The sequence below is a fragment of the Ruminococcus turbiniformis genome, from assembly GCF_020687545.1.
Lineage (GTDB): Bacteria > Bacillota > Clostridia > Lachnospirales > Lachnospiraceae > Mediterraneibacter > Mediterraneibacter turbiniformis.
The window spans coordinates 118,032-138,624 of record NZ_JAJEQX010000006.1; the positions used below are offsets into that span (position 1 = coordinate 118,032).

The following is a 20,593-nucleotide window of genomic DNA, read 5'->3' on the forward strand; positions in this document are numbered from 1 at the left end:
AATCTGTGTTATCTGCAGGAAGGAGATCCCTGTGCCAAAGACAAATTTCTTCCTTCTTCGGGAAGGAGATTTTTCATGCTTCTTAAGCTGATCGCAAGTGTAGATGTATTATGCATAAGCGCGGATGTCGTCGGCTGGATCACTCCGGCTACGCCGAGTGCGATCAGTGAGGAATTGATTCCGACAATCCCCCGGTAATTGCGCTGAATCCGCCTCATCATGGCGTCTGCAAGGCGCTTCATCGTCACTACTGCCATCAGATCATCTGAAGCAATCGTAATGTCCGCGATCTCCCTTGCTATCTCTGCTCCGTCGCTCACCGCAACGCCCGCATCCGCGGCAGAGAGCGCCGGCGAATCATTGATGCCGTCGCCGATCATAATAACCTTATGCCCGGCTGCTTTCTCCGCCTCCACGAATCGTGCTTTATCTTCCGGAAGCACCTCGGAGTAATACTCGTCCACGCCTACTCTTTCGGCGATTGACGCAGCCGTTCGCTCGCTGTCTCCCGTCATCATGACAACTTTCCGAATCCCCTCTGCCTTCAGACTCTGCACCATGCCGCGTGCCTCTTCCCGGAGCGGATCCTCGATACAGATCACGGCCTCGAGACTGTTTTCAACGGCAAGGTACAAGTGGGAATACTCTCCCGGAAGAGCGTCAAACTTCTCCCGGAACGTCTCTCTCACTGTGCATCCCTCGTCTTCAAATACAAAATGGCTGCTTCCGATAATGACTTTTCTTCCGTCAATATAGGAGGAGATCCCGTGTGCAACCACATATTCCACTTTTGAGTGCATCTCCTCATGGTACAGCTTCCTCTTCTTCGCAGCGTCAACCACGGCTTTTGCCATGGAATGCGGGAAATGTTCCTCCAGGCACGCCGCAATACGCAGCAGTTCTTCCTCCGGATACTCTCCGAAAGAAACGACCTCCTTTACGGTCGGCCTCGCCTTTGTGAGTGTACCTGTCTTATCGAACACGATTGTGTCCGCCTCTGCCACTGCTTCCAGATATTTTCCGCCCTTCACCGTGATTCCGTGCTGTCCGGCCTCACGGATCGCTGAGAGTACCGCGATCGGCATCGCCAGCTTCAGCGCGCAGGAGAAGTCCACCATGAGCACGGAGAGCGCTTTCGCCGCATTGCGCGTGACAAGACCTACGATTCCTGTTCCGAGAAGCGTATACGGTACAAGACGGTCTGCCAGATGTTCCGCCCTGCTTTCCAGAGCGGATTTGAGTTTTTCCGAATCTTCGATCATTGTCACGATTTTTTCAAACCGGGTGGAGCCGGTCACAGCTCTGACTTCAATCTCAAGTTCTCCTTCCTCAAGAACCGTTCCCGCATAGACAGATTTTCCTTCTGTCCTTCTCACCGGCAGTGATTCTCCGGTCAGGGAAGCCTGGTTTACCATCCCCTCTCCGCCGCACACGACGCCGTCGAACGGAATCACATTTCCCATATGCACGACGATCACGTCTCCCGGCTGCACAGAGGAAGAACGGACAAGGACCTCCTGGTCTTCTCTCTTAAGCCACACTTTTTTCACGTTCAAAGACATACTTCTCGCAAGATCTCCGACTGATTTTTTGTGGGTCCACTCTTCCAGCAGTTCTCCGATGCCGAGCAGAAACATGACAGATCCCGCCGTGTTAAAGTCCCCCCGGATAACCGACACCCCGATGGCAGTCGCGTCCAGAACCGGCACTTCGATCTTTCGCTTCGCCAGGCAGCGGATGCCTTTCCATATATATTTCAGCGCCTTAAAAGTCAGCCACACTTTCCGGACCGGCATGGGGACAATCATCCTGCTCCCGTAGTGAAGAATCATCTTCGTGATCAGCTGCTCCCGGAAGCCGGAATTTAATTCCCGGCCCGAGCTTGCCAGGACATTGTCCGGAACATCTGCCTTTTCATAGCTGAACCCGCGGAGAATCCTCAGCACCTCTTCCCGGTCTCCCGTGTAACAGATAACGGCATCTGCGGTGCGCTCATAAACCTTTGCATCTGTCACAATATCCTGCTTTTCGAGAAACCAGCAAAGAGTATCCGCCTGCTCATACGTCATCCTTCCCTGGACGGCATGTATACGCAGACGGCCTTTTATCTCATGTTTTATGACAAATTTCATAGCCTGCTATACAGTCTCTTCCCGGAAATCTTCCGCACCGGCATCTTCTTCACTGCCCTGTACATCCGCGTCTTCCTGCACATTCGCAGCTTCCTCTGCAGCTCTTCTCTCATTGATCTGCTGTGCCTCTGCGAGAATGTCCTCCGCATTCTCCTGAACCGTTGTCGCTGTCTTCATCACACAGTCTTTCGCTCTGAGTGCTGCAGCTGTGCAGTTCGTATATACCTTCTTCGCATCTTTGCTTGAAAGGACCTTCACTCCGGCTGTCCCGAAGAGAACTCCCCCTGCGAAAAGTCCGATTTTTTTCATTGTTGAAATGCTTAACATAATTCAAGTACCTCCTTATTTGCATTTACAGCATGACTGTTTCCTGTCCGCAGTCGCCTATTTGTGTCTGTAGCCCGTATAAAATACCATGACAAAGCAAAAGACTGCGGCCCATGCCCAGAATCTGTGCTGTTTCATAACTACACCACTTCCTTTGTTAATAATATGTAAATCACCAGTTTCATGTGAAATGATAACAAGCCATATTGAAGTCAGTCAAATCTAACACACTTTACAGATAAATTTTATCATGTAAAAAGCAGAACAGGCATGCCGCGGCCCGGATCTCATCCCATCCATTCTGTTCCACTGGCATACCTGTCATTTCTGCAGCGTTATTTTCTCAACTTTCTGGTTTTTCAGATACCCGCACCGTTTCATCCCCTCCTGGACGACCCGGTTCCAGTTTCCCGCCGACAGCCGGCAGGTCGTGTTGTCATCCAGTGTGATCTCGCATGCCTCATCTTCCGAAAGCTCATCTGAATATTCCACTTTGTACATATTCTTTCTGCTGATCGCGCCGATCTCCTCAAGGGCATTGACCATGCGGTACACGGTCGCCACACCGATCCTGCTGTCAGCTTTGGACGCTTTATAAAATATCTCTTTGCAGCTTGAACATTCATTTTCAAGAATAATGTCGATCAGCATCAGACGCTGCTTCGTAATCCGGCATCCGTTTTCTTTCAGCTTTTCGATAATCTGTTCTTTCCTGCTCACAGTTTCCTCCCGTCATCCCGCGTGTGAAATGCTGACAACCGTAAATCCGGCATCTTCCACCGCATGTTTCAGATCCGCCTCATCGACCGCTCTGTCATATGACACTGCTGCGCAGCCCTCTTTCAGATCAACTTTGGCCGAAACCCCGTCTATCCTGTTCAGCGCGCCTGTCACACTGTTGACGCAGTTCTGGCAGTGCATGCCTGATATTCTGATTATGCTTGTTCCGACTACAGGGCCATCCAGCTTCTTTTTCTTCGGCTTCGGGCGCTTTCCCGTTCCGGAACCGCCTCCGCAGCACCCGCCTTCCCCTTTGAAATGTCTGATCGAGCCTTTGACCGCATACGCGAATATCACGATCAGAATCACTGCAATAATTGCATTAGTCATAGCAAACCCTCTTTCCTGCCGTCTTTCCGGTTATTCCTGTATCATCCTATTCCTGTATCAGACTGCACTCATATCAGGACATGCCCGTAACATGATACCCGATTTTCTCTACCGCGCTTTTCAGGACATCATCCGGTACTTCTCTGTCATAAGATATCTTTGCTGTGCCGGACGAAAGTCTGACCTCCGCACGGACGCCGTCGATCTGATTCAGCATTCTGGTCACATTCGCCGCGCAGTGTTCGCAGCTCATCCCCTCGATCTTCATCGTTTTCCGCCCGACCACCGGGCCGTCCAGCTTCTTTTTCGGCAGGCTTTTGCCATGCGGACAGCTTCCCCCGGCCGGACAGCCGATACATTTCACGCCGCTTTTTTTCGCTTTCACAATATATGCGACTGCACCGCCGATCAAAACCGCGAGAATAATAAGCGCAATAACATTTGCCATAGATCTCTTCCTTCTCTGTTTAAACGTACCGGACGGCGGACAAAGTGCATGCCCTTGCCCGCCTCCGTTCCTCTCTATTATACATGTTTTTTATGCATGCAGACTGTATTCCGCCGTAAATTCTCTGTCGGATTTGCGGATTCTCCATACAATGACTGCCGCGAATACAAGGATCGCAATCAGTCCCGGTACAAATGCCGTTCCAAGTGCTCCTGTCGTCGCAAGAGTTCCGATCTGGTATACAAGGAATGCGACCGTATATCCGGTTGCAAGCTGGAGGCAGATGCCGCCAAACAGCCATTTTCCGCTCTTCATCTCTGAATTCATCGCTCCGAGAGCCGCAAAGCACGGCGGTGTATAAAGGTTGAACATCAGGTACGCCAGCGCTGCCGCTTTTGTAAGTCCCATAACAGCGGCCACTTCATTTCCGCCGCCGACCAGAGCCAGTTCTTCTGTATCGATCAGATTTGTGATGCCGTAGACAACTGCCAGTGTACCGACCACATTCTCCTTTGCGATAAATCCGGTAACCGCTGCCGCCGCAAGCTGCCATACACCGAATCCAAGCGGGATAAACAGGATGGAGATCGGGTGCGCAATGCTTGCCAGAATGGATGTACTCTCTGCGCCCTCTTCCACAAGCTGGAACTGCCAGTTAAAGCTCTGCATAATCTGTACAGCAGTGTTGCACACGAGAATGATTGTTCCTGCCTTGATAATATATGCCTTGCCGCGTTCAAGCATGGAAACGCAGGCCCTCTTTAAGCTCGGAATCTTGTATTCCGGCAGCTCGATGATGAAGAAGGATTTGCGGTATTTCTGTCCTGTAATTCTCTTGACAAGCAGTGCTCCGAGAAGGACAAGAAGGATACCTACAAGGTACATCGTTCCTGATACCCACCATGCGTCTGCGAAGAAGGCTCCTGCAAACAGAGCGATAACCGGAATCTTTGCCCCGCACGGCATGAACGGAGTAAGCATTGCAGTCGTTCTGCGTTCTCTCTCATTCCGGATCGTCCTGGAAGCCATGACGCCCGGGATCGCGCATCCGGTTCCGATAACCATCGGTATTACGGATTTTCCGGAAAGTCCGACTCTCTTGAAAATCGGGTCAAGCACAACTGTCGCCCGCGCCATATATCCGCAGTCCTCCAGAAGGGCGATGAGGAAATACATCACCATTACAAGCGGAAGGAAACCGACAACCGCGCCGACGCCGCCGATGATACCGTCTACAAGGATCGCATACAGCAGCGGGTTTGCGCTTTCCATCAGTCCGCCTGCCCATCCCTGGAAGGTTTCAATCCAGCCTACCAGCCAGTCGGCGATCCATGTCCCGACTGTTGTCTGGGATATGTAAAACACAAGGAAAATAATGACAGCAAAAATCGGAATACCGATCACCTTATGCGTGATAATGCTGTCGATCTTATCCTGCATGTTTCTGTCTTTTGTAAAGACCTTTCTCTTTTCAACCTGTTTTACAATGCCGTTTACAAACTCGAAACGCTTTCTGTCAGCAGCCTCCACCGCATCTTTGTCATGAAGATCAATGTTCTTCTGTACATAAGGCGCCTTCTGTCCTTTTCCTTTCAGGGATACAGCCGCTGTCACAGCTTCTTTCAGTCCCTCATGGCCGGAAGATGTAGAAATTGTCTTGACGACCGGACACCCCAGCTTTTCCGAGAGAAGCTTTTCGTCGATCTTCGTCTGTTTCTTTTCTGTAATGTCGCTCTTATTCAGCGCCACAACTACCGGTACCCCCAGTTCCAGAAGCTGCGTCGTGAAAAAGAGGCTCCTGCTTAAGTTCGTCGCATCCACGATATTGATAATCGCATCCGGATGCTCGTTTTTAACATAACTGCTCGTAATGCTCTCCTCGGAAGTAAAAGGCGACATGGAATAAGCTCCCGGCAGGTCAACTGCAACAAGCTCCTCTCCACTGTCATAGTAAGCCTTTTTAATAAGACTTTCTTTCCGCTCTACCGTAACACCGGCCCAGTTTCCGACACGCTCGTTTCTTCCGGTAAGCGCATTGTACATGGTCGTCTTTCCGCTGTTCGGATTCCCTGCAAAAGCGATTCTCATTTACAAATCTCCTCCTTTATTTTTTTGATTAGTGCAAACTAACCCCTTTGCAAAAAAAATAGTAATCAGCTTACTATTTTTTATTTTATACTAACAGCATCGGCCAAATCCGAAAATCAAATTGAAATGGCTCTTGCTAAATCAGTATCGATATTATATCTTCCATCTTTGATAGAGACAGTACAGCCGCCTCTGACACGCGAAACTACGGTGATCGGCTCACCGCTGTAGCATCCGAGCGAAAACAGAAACGCTTCCAGCTCCTCGTCATCCGTCACAATATCTTTTATAATATACTCTTCGCCTTCTCTGGCATCCAGTAAATTCATCTCTTCACGACCTCTCACTGATTATCGCTCTGTATGATATCATTTTGATGGTAACCCAGGTATCATCTTTTCGAGCAATTGTTGCATCTAACACATGATAGTGTAGACTAACTTCCTTATTTTGTCAATCCCTTTTAAGATAAAATTTGCGAAATATTATCAATTTCTTCCCGGGCAATAATGATTTGCCGTCATGTCATGATTGTGATATACTGAGATAAATATCTGAAATTTTTAGCGAGGTGAATTATATGCATGGAAACGAGTCTGCCGAAAACTATCTGGAAACGATCCTTGTCTTAAGCCGGCGTCTCCCGGTAGTTCGTTCCGTAGATGTCGCAACAGAGCTGAACTTTAAAAAATCCAGCGTCAGTGTGGCGATGAAAAAGCTGAGGGAAAGCGGCCATATCATCGTCTCCCCGGAAGGATATATCAGTCTGACCGAATCCGGAAAGGAAATTGCAGACTGCATCTACGAAAGACATACACTTCTCTCCTCCTGGCTGAAACGTCTCGGCGTTGACCCGAAAATCGCTGCGGAAGACGCCTGCAGAATCGAACACGTAATCAGCGCGGAAAGTTTTGAAGCGATCAAGCAGCACATCAGATAAGCGGCATCCCTGTAAAGATGCCGCTTTTTGTAAAGCCGGCGAGCCAGGGCCTGTCCGAGTTCCTGGTGCTTCAGGCAATTGCAGGCGGCGACGCTCAGAAATCCTGACGGATCTGTCCAAGCACCTCTCTTAATTCGTCCGCGGAAGCCTTCAGTTTCTCCAGTTCTTCCTCTGAAAGCGCAATCTCCAGTACCTGCTCCGCACCGCCTCTGCCGACGATTGCCGGTATGCTTAAGCACAGGCCGCTCAGTCCGTATTCTCCGCTTAAGGAAACCGAGACCGGCATCACCGTATGACTGTCTCTTACAATGGATTCCGCGATTTTCGCCGCAGACATCCCGATTCCGTAATAAGTGGCTCCTTTACGCTCAATGATATCATAGGCACTGTCGCGTACCGCGTGATAGATCCCGTCCATCTCTTTCTCGAAATCTGCATACCCTTTCATCCGGGCAAACTCTTTTAATCCGATACCGTATATATTCGCGCAGCTCCAAACGGCGAGTTCACTGTCGCCGTGTTCCCCGGCGATAAAAGCGTGTACATTTCTGCTGTCTACTTCGAGTTTTTCACTGATCAAGTATTTCAGCCGCGCTGTGTCAAGCACCGTGCCCGAACCGATTACCCGCTCTCCCGGGAATCCCGATTCTGCCAGAGCCACCTGGGTCAGAATGTCAACCGGGTTGGAAACAATCAGCAGGATTCCTTCACACCCAACTCTTTTGATCTCACCGATAACCGATCTCATAATCCTGGAATTTTTCTGTACGAGGTCCAGACGGGTCTCCCCCGGTTTCTGGTTCGCCCCCGCAGTGATGATCACCACCGCGGCATCTGCAATATCCTCGTAGCTGCCCGCATAGATGTCCATCGCATGAGCAAACGGGAGGCCGTGGCTGATATCCATCGCTTCCCCTTCTGCTTTCGCCTGCACAGCGTCCAGAAGCACAAGCTCAGAAAAGGTCCCTTTCTGCATCAGCGTATAGGCAATCGTCGATCCCACAAATCCGCAGCCGATCACAGCGGCTTTCTGTATATTTACCATAATAGTTTCCTCCTTTTCACTTGCTTTTAATCCCTATCAAATTACTAGGAATTAAATTCAGCTTTATTGTACTATATTTTCCTGAAAAAGCAAGATCCTTCCAGGTATTTCTTTCCATACATTCTTTCTGCCGTATCAGTTCAGTTCCTGCCGCATCAGCTCTCTTTAAGCTGCATCTCTTCTTTCTGTTCCATTGCTTTTTTTACATAAATGAACTATATTATATAGGCAGACAGCACAACAGAAAGGGGATTTCACTCATGTTAAACGAAAAAGTAAGCGAACTTCTGAACACTCAGGTCAACAAAGAATTCTACTCCGCATACCTGTACCTCGCCTTCTCCAACTATTTCTCCGAAGAAGGTCTGGACGGATTTGCCAACTGGTACCGCATCCAGGCACAGGAAGAGCGCGATCACGCCATGCTCTTCGTACAGTATATGCAGAATAATGACGCAAAAGTAACATTCGATGCTATTGAAAAACCGGAATTTAAGGCGGACAGCCATAGGGATATCTTAAAAGCCGGACTTGCTCACGAGCAGTATGTGACCGGACTGATCAACAATATCTACGGCACTGCCTATGATATGAAAGATTTCCGCACCATGCAATTTCTCGACTGGTTTGTAAAAGAACAGGGCGAAGAAGAGACAAACGCAAATGATCTTGTCAAGAAAATGGAACTGTTCGGCTCAGATCCGAAGAGCCTGTATCTGCTTGATCAGGAGCTGGCGGCAAGGGTGTACTCTGCTCCGTCGCTTGTACTGTAACTAAGAGATCGGTCGGAAGCGGATCACGATGCCTGCGAGGGATATCGCGATCCGCTTCCGGCAATATCTACTCCTGCAGCGATCTCTTCCTCGATATCGTCACTTTCTCATCATAACATGCGAATATCTTATCCACTTTTTCCCTGTCAGGTTTCGGAGAGAGCAGGCTGACCAGGGGCACGACAATCAGTCCTGCAAGCATGGCCGCGGCTCCCGCGTTGATAGACGACTCGATGAATCCGATAAACATATTGGATACGGTCAGTCCCACTCCCACGATAAATCCGGCCCATACACCCGCGCGGGTCACGCCTTTCCAGTACAGCCCGTACAGAAACGGAGCCAGAAACGCTCCTGCCAGCGCGCCCCAGGAGATTCCCATAAGCTGCGCGATAAAGGTCGGCGGGTCAAGTGCGATCACCACAGACACAACGATAAAGAAAACGATCAGAAGCTGCATTGTAATGATCTGTTTTTTCTCGCTCATGTTTTTCATCACATTGTCCTTTAGAAGATCCAGCGTCATTGTAGAGCTGGATGTCAGCACAAGTGACGACAGCGTCGACATGGACGCCGAGAGTACAAGCACAACAACGATACCGATCAGAATATCCGGAAGTGACGACAGCATATGCGGGATGATACTGTCATACACAACCGCTCCGCCCGCATCGTAGATCTCCGGGCCGTCAAACAGGCGTCCGAAACCGCCCAGAAAATAGCAGCCGCCGGAAACTACGATGGCAAAAAGCGTAGATATTACCGTTCCCGTATTGATGGACTTCTCATCCCGGATCGCGTAGAACTTTCCGATCATCTGGGGCAGTCCCCATGTTCCGAGAGATGTGAGCACAACAACGCCGAGGAGGTTTAACGGGTCCGGTCCGAAGAAGGATGTAAACGCCCCCGGCTGTCCTTCTGTAATCGCCACATCACTTGGAATCTGCGCCATCTCCGAAATTGCATTCATAAAGCCGCCCTGTCCGTTTAATACCGCGGCGATTACGGCGACGATGCCGATCAGCATAATAATTCCCTGGATAAAGTCGTTGATTGCGGTCGCCATATATCCGCCCAGGATCACATACAGCGCGGTAAAGACAGCCATCGCGATCACGCACCAGGAATACGGAATATTGAACGCCATCCCGAACAGTCTGGACAGGCCGTTGTACACAGATGCCGTATACGGAATCAGAAACACAAAGACAATCACAGACGCCACGATTTTCAGGGCCTTGCTGTCATAGCGCTCCCCGAAGAAATCCGGCATTGTCTTTGAGCCGAGATGCTGTGTCATAACCTTTGTCCTGCGCCCCAGTACCACCCACGCAAGAAGGCTTCCGAGGAGCGCGTTTCCGATTCCGATCCATGTGCTGGCAATGCCGTATTTCCAGCCGAACTGCCCGGCGTACCCGACGAATACAACTGCGGAAAAATAGGAAGTCCCGTAAGCGAAAGCTGTCAGCCACGGTCCGACCGAGCGGCCGCCCAGCACGAAGCCGTCCACACTTGTAACATGCCTTCTGGAGTAGATCCCGACTCCCACCATCACAGCAAAAAAGATAACCAGCAGTATAATTTTGATCTCCATTTTTCCTTCCTCTACTTTCACGGTTTTCCGATATTGCTAATTTGCTTTAAAGCGTCACGCTTTAAACCGTTGCGCTTTAAAGCATTAAAGCGGATGAATATAGAATAACACGGGCAGGATGCCCGTGTCAATTCCTTTCCGTACTTTTCTGCATTTTTTGTAACTGTTCAGCCATCAGAAATGAGCAGGGTGATTTATGCTTGCATAAGAATCGCCTTTCCTAAGACTTACTTCATCTGCTCTACCCGGTCCTGAATCGTCTTGTTGAAGTTCTCGATCTTTCTGCTGTAGACTTCATCCATATATTTTGAGTTCAGCATAAAGTCCGCTGTCGCGAGATTATTTGCAATCGGAATGTCATACACGACTGCAATTCTCAAAAGAGCCTTTACGTCCGGATCATGAGGCTGCGCCTCCAGCGGATCCCACAGAAAGATCATGAAATCGATCTGTCCCTCGACGATTTTGGCGCCGATCTGCTGGTCGCCGCCGAGCGGTCCGCTGCAGAATCCTTTCACCGGAAGACCGGTGCGTTCCGCGATCAGTCTCGCCGTAGTTCCCGTGCCGCAGAGGAAATGCCCCTTTAATACTTCCTTGTTCCTGTCGCACCAGTCCACAAGCTCTTTTTTCTTTCCGTCGTGAGCCACCAGCGCAATGTGCTTCGTCTTGTCAATCTCCATTGTCACAAAGTTGTCATCCAACATCTTTTCACCCTCCTGTCTGTGAATAATTTTGTTTAAAATTTTTCTTTTTCAGTCTTCTCTCTTTTCTACCACTTCGCCCTGCCGCTTGTATATGCTCCCCGCCGGAACAAAGCCGCGCACAGAGGAGAGCGGATAAATATTCGAGCGGCTTCCGACCACAGTACCCGGATTCAGAACGCTTCCGCAGCCCACTTCCACTTCGTCGCCGAGCATTGCGCCGAATTTTTTCATTCCGGTCTCAATATTGCCCTCCGGCGTCTTCACAACAACCAGTTTTTTATCAGACTTTACATTAGATGTAATAGAGCCGGCGCCCATGTGCGACTTGTATCCGAGAATGGAATCTCCAACATAATTATAGTGCGGTACCTGTACTTTGTTAAAGAGGATTACATTTTTAAGCTCCGTAGAATTTCCGACAACCGCGCCTTCCCCGACAATCGCATTCCCGCGGATAAACGCACAGTGGCGTACTTCCGCGTCTTTTCCGATAATCGCAGGTCCGTTGATGAACGCTGTCGGCGCCACTTTTGCGGACCGGGCGATCCACACGTTCTCTCCACGCTTCTCATACTCCTCGCTGCTGAGCGTATTTCCGAGCTCAACGATAAAGGCGCTGATCTTCGGAAGGACTTCCCACGGATATGTAACTCCGCTGAAAATGTCTTTCGCGATTGTCTCATCAAGCGTATAGAGTTCTTTCACTGTCAATGCTTCCATTTATTTTACTCCTTTTCTGCCGTCTGACGGCCTTTTTTATAAAAACCTGCCGCTCTGTCATAGCAGGCCCTTAACTGGTACTGGTTGTTCAGTCCTTTCACGCCCTCTGTGCGGACAGTGACGAATCTGTCCAGCTTCTGCATATATTCGTCCGGCGTAATGCTTCCCTCCGCCACATAGGTAAGCCCTTTCTCCCAGCTTGCCGTAAGCTCCGGATTCAGGAGAGAACTGATGGAATGGTCTACCACGTCATATACCATCTCCCCCTGCAGAGTGGGCGTGATGATCTGCGTTTTTTTATTCAGTTTCAGATACTGGATATGAATCAGCTTCTTCAAAATTTCCGCCCGGGTCGCGCTTGTTCCGATTCCGCTTCCCTTGATCTGGGCGCGCAGTTCCTCGTCCTCGATCAGCTGTCCGGCATTTTCCATTGCAAGAATGATGGAACCGGAATTATATCTTTTCGGCGGTGAAGTCTCTCCTTCTTTGATATCAAGCGATGTCACCGGGAGAACTGTCCCTTTTTTCAACATCTTGATGACTTCAAAAAGCCCGGTGTCGAGCGCCTGCTCCTCTGTTCCTTCCGCCTCATCCTTTGCATCTGAATCCTGCTTTGCGATGTCCTCCTGTCCGCTTCCTTCGGCCGGAGCGTCTTTTGCCGTTCGCCCGGAACGTTTTCCCTGGGGGATTCCCGCTGCTTTCAGGTACCCCTCCTCCGCCAGCACTTTGAAACTGGAAAAGAAGCTTTCGCCCCGGATCTTCGAGACGATGGCCACCTTCTGGTATACGGCCGGGGGATAGAAAATGCTTAAGAATCTTCTCACGATCAGATCATACACTCTCTGTGAGGTGGCGGAGACGGATTTGAGCGCTGACAGCCCCTGTCCCGTCGGTATGATCGCATAGTGGTCTGTGATCTGCTTGTCATTTACATATCTCGTCTTTGCCAGTGTCTTATGGCTTCCGAATCCGAGAATATCCTGAAGATACGGAGCCGCCATCAGATATTTCGACAGCCCGTTTAAGTTCCGGCTGATCTCCTTTGCAACCGCGGTGGAAAGTACCCTGGCGTCTGTTCTCGGATAAGTCACCAGTTTCTTTTCATACAGTTCCTGCACAATGCGCAGTGTCTCATCCGGACTGATCTTAAAGCGCTTCGAGCAGTCGTTCTGGAGCTCCGCCAGGTTATAGAGAAGGGGCGGATTTTTCTTTTCCTTTTTCTTCTCCACCGACTCCACAGTGCATGTGACCGGCTTCTCTTCTGTCAGGTACCGGATCAGCTCCTCCGCCTTTTCCTTTTCTTTAAACCCGTTTTCCTTGTACAGGTCAAAAGACTCAAAATATTTCGATCCCTGTACGGCTCTCCACTCTCCCTCAAAGGAATGGCCCGATGCGTCGACCGTGGAGAGCACGCGGTAGAACGGCGTCTTCACGAACTCACGGATCTCCCTCTCCCGTCTCACCACCATGCCGAGAACGCACGTCATAACGCGCCCCACGGAGATGACGGCATATTTTGTCTTCAGATAGTTTGAGATGCTGTTGCCGTATTTCAGCGTCAGAAGCCGGGAAAAGTTGATTCCCATAAGGTAGTCTTCTTTTGCCCTCAAGTAGGCGGACGCGCTCAGGCTGTCATACTCTGAAAGGTCTTTTGCCTCCCGGATTCCTCTTAAAATTTCTTCCTCTGTCTGAGAATCGATCCAGACCCGGCGGCGCTCTTTTCCGGTCACGTGCGCCTCCTGCTCAACCAGGCGGTAGATATATTCTCCTTCCCGCCCGGAGTCGGTACACACGTAGATCCGTTCCACATCCTCTCTGTTTAAGAGAGAGCTGACGATCTGAAACTGCTTCGCCACGCCGGGGATGACCTCATATTTAAATTCATCCGGGATGAAGGGGAGCGTGTTCAGGCTCCACTTCTTCAGCGCCGGATCGTACGCCTCCGGGTAGCTCATCGTCACAAGATGGCCTACGCACCACGTAATGACCGCCTTGTCCGACTCCAGATATCCGTCTCTCCTCTTTGTGTTTACCTTCAGTGCCTTCGCGAATTCCTGCGCCACACTCGGCTTCTCCGCAATATATAATGATTTTCCCATAAAACGCTGTCTGCTTCTGTCCTTTACTGTCTGATCCTATTTTGTCAGGAAACGGTACGCGGTGCACGTCTCGTATTTCTCGCCTTTTCTGCACACCGGTCCGGGGAAATTATCATGATGGACAGCATCCGGATAGTACTGTGTCTCCAGGCACAGCGCGCTTCTCGCGCCGTATACCGCGCCGTCCTTTCCCTCCTCATGGGTAAGAAAGTTTCCCGTGTACATCTGAATGCCCGGAAGGTCCGTGTACACTTCCATGACAATTCCGCTCTCCTCTGACGTTACTTCTGCTACTTTATCAAATCTTCCTTCGTTTTTCAACACCCAGTTGTGATCATAGCCCCCGGCAGTGAGAAGCGGCTCGTAGTCCGCGCCGATCTCCTTCCCGAGCGCCTTCTTCTCCCGGAAATCCATAGGCGTCCCTTCGACACTGCGGATCTCTCCGGTCGGAATCAGTTTGCTGTCAGTGGGCGTAAAGCTGTCTGAGTAAATCACTGCCTCATGTTCCAGCACGCTCCCGCTTTTATGTCCGTTTAAGTTGAAATAGCTGTGGTTTGTCATATTGATGACCGTATCCTGATCCGGCACCGCCTCGTAACGGATCTTCACGGTATTCTCCTCGTCGAGCGAATAAGTCACATGCATGTCAAGGGCCCCCGGATATCCCTGATCCAGATCCGGGCTGTGAAGGACAAACGTGACTTCATTCTCTGTCCTGCTTTCCACATCCCATATGCGCTTGTTGTAAAAATTCATTCCGCTGTGCAGATTGTTGCATCCGTTGTCATTCTTATCCAGTTCGTAGACTCTGCCGTTTAATTCGAACGACGCGCCGCCAATCCGGTTTGCGTTTCTGCCCACCGTAGCGCCGAGGCTCTCCGTGCCCTTCTCATATCCCGAGACATCATCGTAGCCGAGCACAACATCGCACTCGTTTCCCTCTCTGTCCGGAACATACAGGCGGACGAGCGCCGCGCCATAGTCTGTCACGTACGCCTTCAGTCCCTTTTTGTTTTCCAGAGTATAAAGGCGTGCTTCCTTTCCGTCTTTTGTCGTTCCAAATCCTGTCACTTCACAGTTTCCCATTGTTCCTGTCCTCCTGGCAAATTCCGGCAGCCATATTCTGCCGCTCTCTTTTTCTGATTTTTGCTGAATTACAGCTTTTTCTCATTTCCTTTTCCGCTTCCTGTCCGGCTTGAAGCGGATTGTCCCCTGTACACCGGAGCTAGCGTCTGCGGAAGATGGAGCGGAGTCTCTGCAGCAGAGCCGCCTTTTCCTTCCTGCGCACCGGCGCGGACGGCCTTCTCGCGTTCAGCGCATTCTTCATAAAAATCTCCTGCGCGTTGATACTCTTTTCGCCGGCTTCCTTTTTCGTGTAAGTGCCGTCGCAGAGCATCCGTCTCGCCTTTACATTATCCGCAAGCATGACGTTTAAGTCATGCATCAGTCTTCTTTTGATCTCTTCGTCATAGATCGGGCAGGCCACTTCCACTCTTTTTTCCGTATTTCTTGTCATCATGTCAGCAGAGCCGATGTAGACTTCCGCCTCTCTCCCCGTGCCGAAAACAAACACTCTCGGATGCTCCAGATATCTTCCCACAATACTTGTCACATGAAGATTCTCCGTCCTCCCCGGCACTTCCGGGAGAATGCAGCAGATTCCCCGCACGATCAGATCAATTTTCACCCCTGCGCAGGACGCCTCGGAAGCCTTGCGGATAAAATCCACATCTGTGACGGAATTCATCTTCATGATAATCCGCCCCCGCTCCCCCTTCTTAATCTCCTCATCCATCAGGGCGAGCACCTTCTGCTTCAGGCTTGTGGGCGATACGATCAGATGATGGTAGACCCCGTCGAGATTTCCGATAGACATATTTTTAAAGAATACCGCCGCGTCCTCCCCGATCTTCTGATCCGCTGTGATCAGCGAATAATCGGTATACATTTTCGCGGTTTTTTCATTGTAATTTCCTGTACCGACCTGGGTAATATAGCGGATCTCATTTCTGTTTCTGTATGTAATCAGGCAGATTTTGGAGTGTACTTTATATCCTTCAAACCCATAAAGTACCCGGCACCCGGCCTCCTCCATCCGCTCGGACCAGTCGATATTGTTCTGCTCATCGAAACGTGCCCTCAGCTCGATGAGCACGGTCACTTCCTTGCCGTTCTCCGCCGCCGCGCACAGATATTCCACCAGTCTCGCCTTCTTTGCCAGCCGGTAGATCGTAATCTTGATCGTCAGAACGTCCGGATCTGACGCGGCTTCCCGGATCATCTGAAGGAACGGGTCCATGCTCTCGTACGGATAAGAGAGGAGCACGTCCTTTTTCTTCACCTGTTCCATCACCCTTCCGTCCGCCAGACAGGCACACGGCTGAGGTGTGAAAGGTTCATCGGTCAGCGTGCGCTTCATCACATCAGGAAGCTTGTCAGCGATAGCGAAGATAAACCCGAGCTTCATCGGCATCTTTGTCCGGAAGATACACTCCGGGGTGATCTTAAACTGATCGCAGAAATATTTTTCCATTTCCTTATTGAGCCCGGACGCAGTTTCAAGTCTGACCACTGCCATCCTTCTTCTCTTATGAAGCGTCTCCTGCATAATATGGCGGAAGTCATCGCTGTCCGCATAGGCTTCGTCGTCCGGGGAGATATCCGCGTTTCTCGTCACACAGACATAGTTCTTCTGGGATACCTGGTACTTGTCAAACACCAGCTCCAGATACTCCATAATCACTTTTTCCATCCGGATATACCGGATGTCATGCCCCGGAAGATAAAGAATATCTGAAATATACTGGGGCACAGGCACAATGCCGAGCATCACGTCGCTGCCCATCTTCAGATTCGCGACAACGTAAATCTCTTTGCTCAGCAGATGGGGAAACGGGTGGTTTGCGTCCACAATCTGGGGCGAAAGAACCGGGAGCACCTGTTCCTTAAAATATCTTTTCACATATTTCTTTTCCTGCTGTTCCAGCTCTTTAAAATCAAGGCCGCACACCCCGTACGGCTGGAGCTGTTTTTTAATCTCCGCATAAGTTTTATCTCTCTCCTTGTACAGAGGCGCCACCGCCTGGTAGATCGCCTCAAGCTGCTGCGACGGTGTCATGCCTGATCTTCCGTCCACCCTGGAATTATCCACAGCAGCCATGTCGTAGAGACTGCCCACACGGATCATAAAGAACTCATCGAGATTACTCGTAAAGATGGCGACAAATTTCATGCGCTCCATCAGAGGCACGCTCTCATCCTGCGCCTCCTCAAGCACTCTCTGATTGAATCTGAGCCAGGACAGTTCCCGGTTCTGTGCGTAATCCAGTATTTCAGATTTTTTCATTTCCACGATCCTCCCCCGCTTGTCTTCTTTGGCTTTATATGCCTGCATCTCATTGCTTCCCGCCTGTTCATATTGCTCCGGTCTTTTCAGAAATCTTATGCTTTTTCCGGGGTGCCCTCTTCCAGATATTTCATAAGATTATCCATCTGCCTCTCCATGTAGCTGTAGCCGTGTTCATAGAACGCCAGAAGACTCTCCCGGTTTTTCTCAAGTCTTGACACCGGTTTTACCTGCGGCCTGAGGATGAAAATCTCTCCCCGCTTTTCCATCTGGTCGAGACGGTTCATCAGCTTATTGTACTCAAAGCTCCGCCTGAGTATAGTGCGCACGAGATTCGGATAAGATTTATACGCTCTCCGGTACAGCTTCTGCATGGCGGACGACGGCACTTTCTTGCGGTACCCTCTGTTCTTTGTAAGGATCACCACAATCTTCTCATTCCCGAACTTACGCGCCCTGTCAATTGGAACCGAATCCGCAAGTCCTCCGTCCAGATAGGGGGTATCGTCCACGTTCACAATCGGCGTCAGAAGCGGCATGCTGCATGATGCCCGGCAGATCTTCATCAGCCGCTCCCTGTCGCTCTCCTCTGTCATATATTCCGCCTTTCCCGTGATGCAGTTGGTTGTCACAATCTCGCAGTGAATCTCCGAGCTGAAATACGTGTCAAAATCAAACGGGTACAGCTCATTTGGAAATTTGTCAAAGATCAGGTCCATGTTCATCAGGCTCTTTTCCTTCACAAACTTGCGGAGTCCGTAAATGTAGCTGTCGTTTTTATCTGCCGGGATAAAGCAGTCACGCGTCCTTCCCGGCTGCTTTGACACATAGTCCACTGCGTTGCACGAACCGGCCGACACGCCGATCACATGAGAAAAATACAGATCCTTTCCCATCAGGCAGTCCAGTGCACCGGATGTAAAGACCCCTCTCGTTGCGCCGCCTTCCAGTACAAGCGTTGCTTTTTTTATATCCATATTCAATAACCTCTTTCCTGTTGAATCCCTTCCAGTTTCCGGCAGCGCAGAGCTGATCAGCCGTCATCTCCAGAACACGCCGCCGTCTCTATTATATAACTTTTTTGCCGGTTCGTGAACCCGAACATAACAAGAAAATCGGGGAGAGCGAAAATCGAAACATTTTCAGAGAATAGTAACGGGAAGCTCTGAAACTCCAAAGCTTCCCGCAGAATAAAAAATGAGCGGAGACGGTGGGATTCGAACCCACGTGCCCCGGAGGGCAAACGCATTTCGAGTGCGCCCCGTTATGACCACTTCGATACGTCTCCTTTTTTCTGAATTTGCGCAGCAGATGCTGCCCATAACCGCTGCGGACAGTTCTTCCTGTCCGCAGCTTTTTTATTATAGCAGAGTTGCAGGAAAAAGAAAAGCCCTAATTTTAACTAGTCATTTTCTGACTAGTCATTTTCTTCTGTCTGTACAGAGTAGGACTGTCTCTTTCTCGCCATCTCGTCGCTTTCCAGGTACTCATCGTAAGTCGTGATCTTATCGATCAGATGTCCGCCCGGAATGATCTCCATAATACGGTTCGCCGTAGTCTGCACAATCTGATGGTCTCTGGACGTAAAGAGAAGAACGCCCGGGAACTTGATCATTCCGTTATTGAGCGCTGTGATCGCCTCCATATCAAGATGGTTCGTCGGCTCGTCGAGAATCAGGACGTTTGCGCCCGAGATCATCATCTTGGAGAGAAGGCAGCGCACCTTTTCACCTCCGGAGAGCACTTTTAACTTCTTCACGCCGTCCTCGCCGGAAAAGAGCATTCTTCCGAGGAATCCGCGCACATATGTCACGTCTTTTTCCTCTGAATACTGTGTCAGCCATTCCGTGATATTGTAATCACTGTCAAACTCTCCTCCGAAATCTTTCGGGAAGTAAGCCTGTGAAGTCGTCACGCCCCACTTGTACGTTCCCTCATCCGGCTCCATCTCACCGATCAGTATCTTAAAGAGCACGGTCTTTGCCAGCTCATTGCTTCCCACGAAAGCCACCTTGTCATCATGCCCCAGCGTGAAACTGATGTTGTCGAGAATTTTCTCCCCGTCGATTGTCTTGGAGATTCCCTCCACAGTGAGAACTTCATTTCCGATCTCGCGGTTCGGCCGGAAGTCAATATACGGATATTTTCTGCTGGACGGCTTGATCTCGTCGAGCTGGATCTTCTCAAGGGCACGTTTCCTCGATGTCGCCTGCTTCGACTTTGAAGCGTTGGCGCTGAACCGGGAGATAAACTCCTGAAGTTCCTTGATCTTTTCTTCTTTCTTCTTGTTCGCCTCTTTCATCTGACGGATCAGAAGCTGACTGGACTCATACCAGAAATCATAGTTTCCTGCGTAGAGCTGGATCTTTCCGTAATCGATATCCGCAATCTGCGTACACACTTTGTTTAAGAAGTAACGGTCATGGGATACGACAATGACTGTATTGTCAAAATTAATCAGGAACTCCTCCAGCCAGGCTATCGCGTCCAGGTCCAGATGGTTGGTCGGCTCGTCCAGAAGAAGAATATCCGGATTGCCGAACAGCGCCTGTGCAAGAAGCACTTTGACTTTCTCCGGGCCTGTCAGGTCTTTCATATATTTATAGTGAAGCTCTGTCTCGATTCCCAGTCCGTTTAAGAGAGATGCGGCGTCAGACTCCGCCTCCCAGCCGTTCATCGTGGCAAATTCCGCCTCCAGCTCACTTGCCTTGATTCCGTCTTCGTCCGTGAAGTCTTCCTTTGCATAGATGACTTCCTTCTCCTTCATAATCTCGTACAGACGGGCATTTCCCATAATCACAGTGTCGAGCACGGGATATTCGTCGTACTTGAAATGGTCCTGCTGAAGGAACGAGAGACGTTCTCCCGGAGTGATTGCGATCTCGCCTTTGGTCGGTTCAATCTGCCCGGAAAGGATCTTCAAAAACGTCGACTTTCCCGCTCCGTTCGCTCCGATCAGTCCGTAGCAGTTTCCCTCTGTAAATTTGATATTGACATCTTCGAAAAGCGCTCTTTTTCCTACGCGCAGTGTCACATTGTTTGCACTGATCATTATAATATCTCCTTCTTCGTGTTGCTTAAAATCCATGCATCAACGCTCATATTACCATGAATGACCAGTAAAATCAATGACTGGCTGCGCGGGAGTTTGACAGTTGAAGAATAAGAAAAATACTTGCAGGCCGCATAAAGCCTGTACTTTTTTTGTCAAATTTCTTATTTTATTATCTAGTAATATTTAGTGATATATGATATAATCAATACAGA

The 20,593-nt window shown here is 50.0% G+C and carries 18 protein-coding genes and 1 tRNA gene; 2 read left to right on the forward strand and 17 right to left on the reverse strand.

Features of this window, described 5'->3' with window-relative positions; translation table 11 throughout:
* Positions 1 to 8: 8 nt before the first annotated feature.
* From LKD70_RS05225 to LKD70_RS05255, 7 genes are all read right to left on the reverse strand, one after another.
* Positions 9 to 2,132: a heavy metal translocating P-type ATPase gene (locus LKD70_RS05225; protein ID WP_227706977.1), complete on the reverse strand. Its 2,124-nt coding sequence runs from the start codon at positions 2,130 to 2,132 to the stop codon at positions 9 to 11.
* Between the two features lie 6 nt (positions 2,133 to 2,138).
* Entirely contained in the window at positions 2,139 to 2,459 is a 321-nt protein-coding gene (locus tag LKD70_RS05230) for a DUF6110 family protein (protein WP_227706978.1), read from the reverse strand.
* 321 nt (positions 2,460 to 2,780) lie between these two features.
* Positions 2,781 to 3,179 (reverse strand): Fur family transcriptional regulator, encoded by a 399-nt coding sequence (locus LKD70_RS05235; RefSeq protein WP_227706979.1) that lies wholly within the window; start codon positions 3,177 to 3,179, stop codon positions 2,781 to 2,783.
* Positions 3,180 to 3,191: 12 nt separating this feature from the next.
* Positions 3,192 to 3,569: a heavy-metal-associated domain-containing protein gene (locus LKD70_RS05240; protein WP_227706980.1), complete on the reverse strand. Its 378-nt coding sequence runs from the start codon at positions 3,567 to 3,569 to the stop codon at positions 3,192 to 3,194.
* A 73-nt stretch (positions 3,570 to 3,642) separates the two neighbouring features.
* On the reverse strand, positions 3,643 to 4,017 hold the full coding sequence (locus LKD70_RS05245; RefSeq protein ID WP_227706981.1) for a FeoB-associated Cys-rich membrane protein: 375 nt from the start codon (positions 4,015 to 4,017) through the stop codon (positions 3,643 to 3,645).
* A 90-nt stretch (positions 4,018 to 4,107) separates the two neighbouring features.
* Positions 4,108 to 6,105: a ferrous iron transport protein B gene (feoB, locus tag LKD70_RS05250; protein WP_227706982.1), complete on the reverse strand. Its 1,998-nt coding sequence runs from the start codon at positions 6,103 to 6,105 to the stop codon at positions 4,108 to 4,110.
* 116 nt (positions 6,106 to 6,221) lie between these two features.
* Positions 6,222 to 6,434, reverse strand: a complete 213-nt coding sequence (locus LKD70_RS05255) for a FeoA family protein (RefSeq protein ID WP_227706983.1) — start codon at positions 6,432 to 6,434, stop codon at positions 6,222 to 6,224.
* A 251-nt stretch (positions 6,435 to 6,685) separates the two neighbouring features.
* On the opposite strand from LKD70_RS05255, the gene LKD70_RS05260 reads away from it, so the two are divergent.
* The gene (locus LKD70_RS05260) at positions 6,686 to 7,045 is read left to right on the forward strand and encodes a metal-dependent transcriptional regulator (protein ID WP_227706984.1); all 360 of its coding nucleotides are present in this window, start codon (positions 6,686 to 6,688) and stop codon (positions 7,043 to 7,045) included.
* A gap of 94 nt (positions 7,046 to 7,139) precedes the next feature.
* Here LKD70_RS05260 and LKD70_RS05265 read toward each other — a convergent pair whose 3' ends face one another.
* Complete coding sequence (locus tag LKD70_RS05265) at positions 7,140 to 8,090, reverse strand: L-lactate dehydrogenase (protein WP_227706985.1); 951 nt, start codon at positions 8,088 to 8,090, stop codon at positions 7,140 to 7,142.
* 260 nt (positions 8,091 to 8,350) lie between these two features.
* On the opposite strand from LKD70_RS05265, the gene LKD70_RS05270 reads away from it, so the two are divergent.
* Positions 8,351 to 8,863, forward strand: coding sequence for a ferritin (locus tag LKD70_RS05270; RefSeq protein ID WP_227706986.1), 513 nt, complete (start codon positions 8,351 to 8,353; stop codon positions 8,861 to 8,863).
* A gap of 67 nt (positions 8,864 to 8,930) precedes the next feature.
* Here the strand turns inward: LKD70_RS05270 and LKD70_RS05275 are convergent, their stop codons facing one another.
* The 9 genes from LKD70_RS05275 to LKD70_RS05315 form a co-directional block, all read right to left on the reverse strand.
* Positions 8,931 to 10,457 (reverse strand): sodium:solute symporter family protein, encoded by a 1,527-nt coding sequence (locus LKD70_RS05275; protein WP_227706987.1) that lies wholly within the window; start codon positions 10,455 to 10,457, stop codon positions 8,931 to 8,933.
* Positions 10,458 to 10,684: 227 nt separating this feature from the next.
* Positions 10,685 to 11,161 carry a methylglyoxal synthase gene (locus tag LKD70_RS05280; RefSeq protein ID WP_227706988.1) on the reverse strand — a complete coding sequence of 159 codons (477 nt, stop codon included), beginning with the start codon at positions 11,159 to 11,161 and terminating at the stop codon, positions 10,685 to 10,687.
* A 48-nt stretch (positions 11,162 to 11,209) separates the two neighbouring features.
* A complete protein-coding gene (locus tag LKD70_RS05285; protein WP_227706989.1) occupies positions 11,210 to 11,881 on the reverse strand; it encodes an acyltransferase in 672 nt (223 codons plus the stop codon).
* 5 nt (positions 11,882 to 11,886) lie between these two features.
* A complete protein-coding gene (locus LKD70_RS05290; protein ID WP_227706990.1) occupies positions 11,887 to 13,980 on the reverse strand; it encodes a DNA topoisomerase in 2,094 nt (697 codons plus the stop codon).
* Between the two features lie 36 nt (positions 13,981 to 14,016).
* Positions 14,017 to 15,066 (reverse strand): aldose epimerase family protein, encoded by a 1,050-nt coding sequence (locus tag LKD70_RS05295; protein WP_227706991.1) that lies wholly within the window; start codon positions 15,064 to 15,066, stop codon positions 14,017 to 14,019.
* A 139-nt stretch (positions 15,067 to 15,205) separates the two neighbouring features.
* The gene (ppk1, locus tag LKD70_RS05300) at positions 15,206 to 17,326 is read right to left on the reverse strand and encodes a polyphosphate kinase 1 (protein WP_227706992.1); all 2,121 of its coding nucleotides are present in this window, start codon (positions 17,324 to 17,326) and stop codon (positions 15,206 to 15,208) included.
* 95 nt (positions 17,327 to 17,421) lie between these two features.
* Positions 17,422 to 18,303 carry a patatin-like phospholipase family protein gene (locus LKD70_RS05305; protein WP_227706993.1) on the reverse strand — a complete coding sequence of 294 codons (882 nt, stop codon included), beginning with the start codon at positions 18,301 to 18,303 and terminating at the stop codon, positions 17,422 to 17,424.
* 225 nt (positions 18,304 to 18,528) lie between these two features.
* Positions 18,529 to 18,614 (reverse strand) — tRNA-Ser (locus LKD70_RS05310).
* Between the two features lie 129 nt (positions 18,615 to 18,743).
* Positions 18,744 to 20,378 (reverse strand): ABC-F family ATP-binding cassette domain-containing protein, encoded by a 1,635-nt coding sequence (locus LKD70_RS05315; RefSeq protein ID WP_227706994.1) that lies wholly within the window; start codon positions 20,376 to 20,378, stop codon positions 18,744 to 18,746.
* Between the last annotated feature and the right edge of the window lie 215 nt (positions 20,379 to 20,593).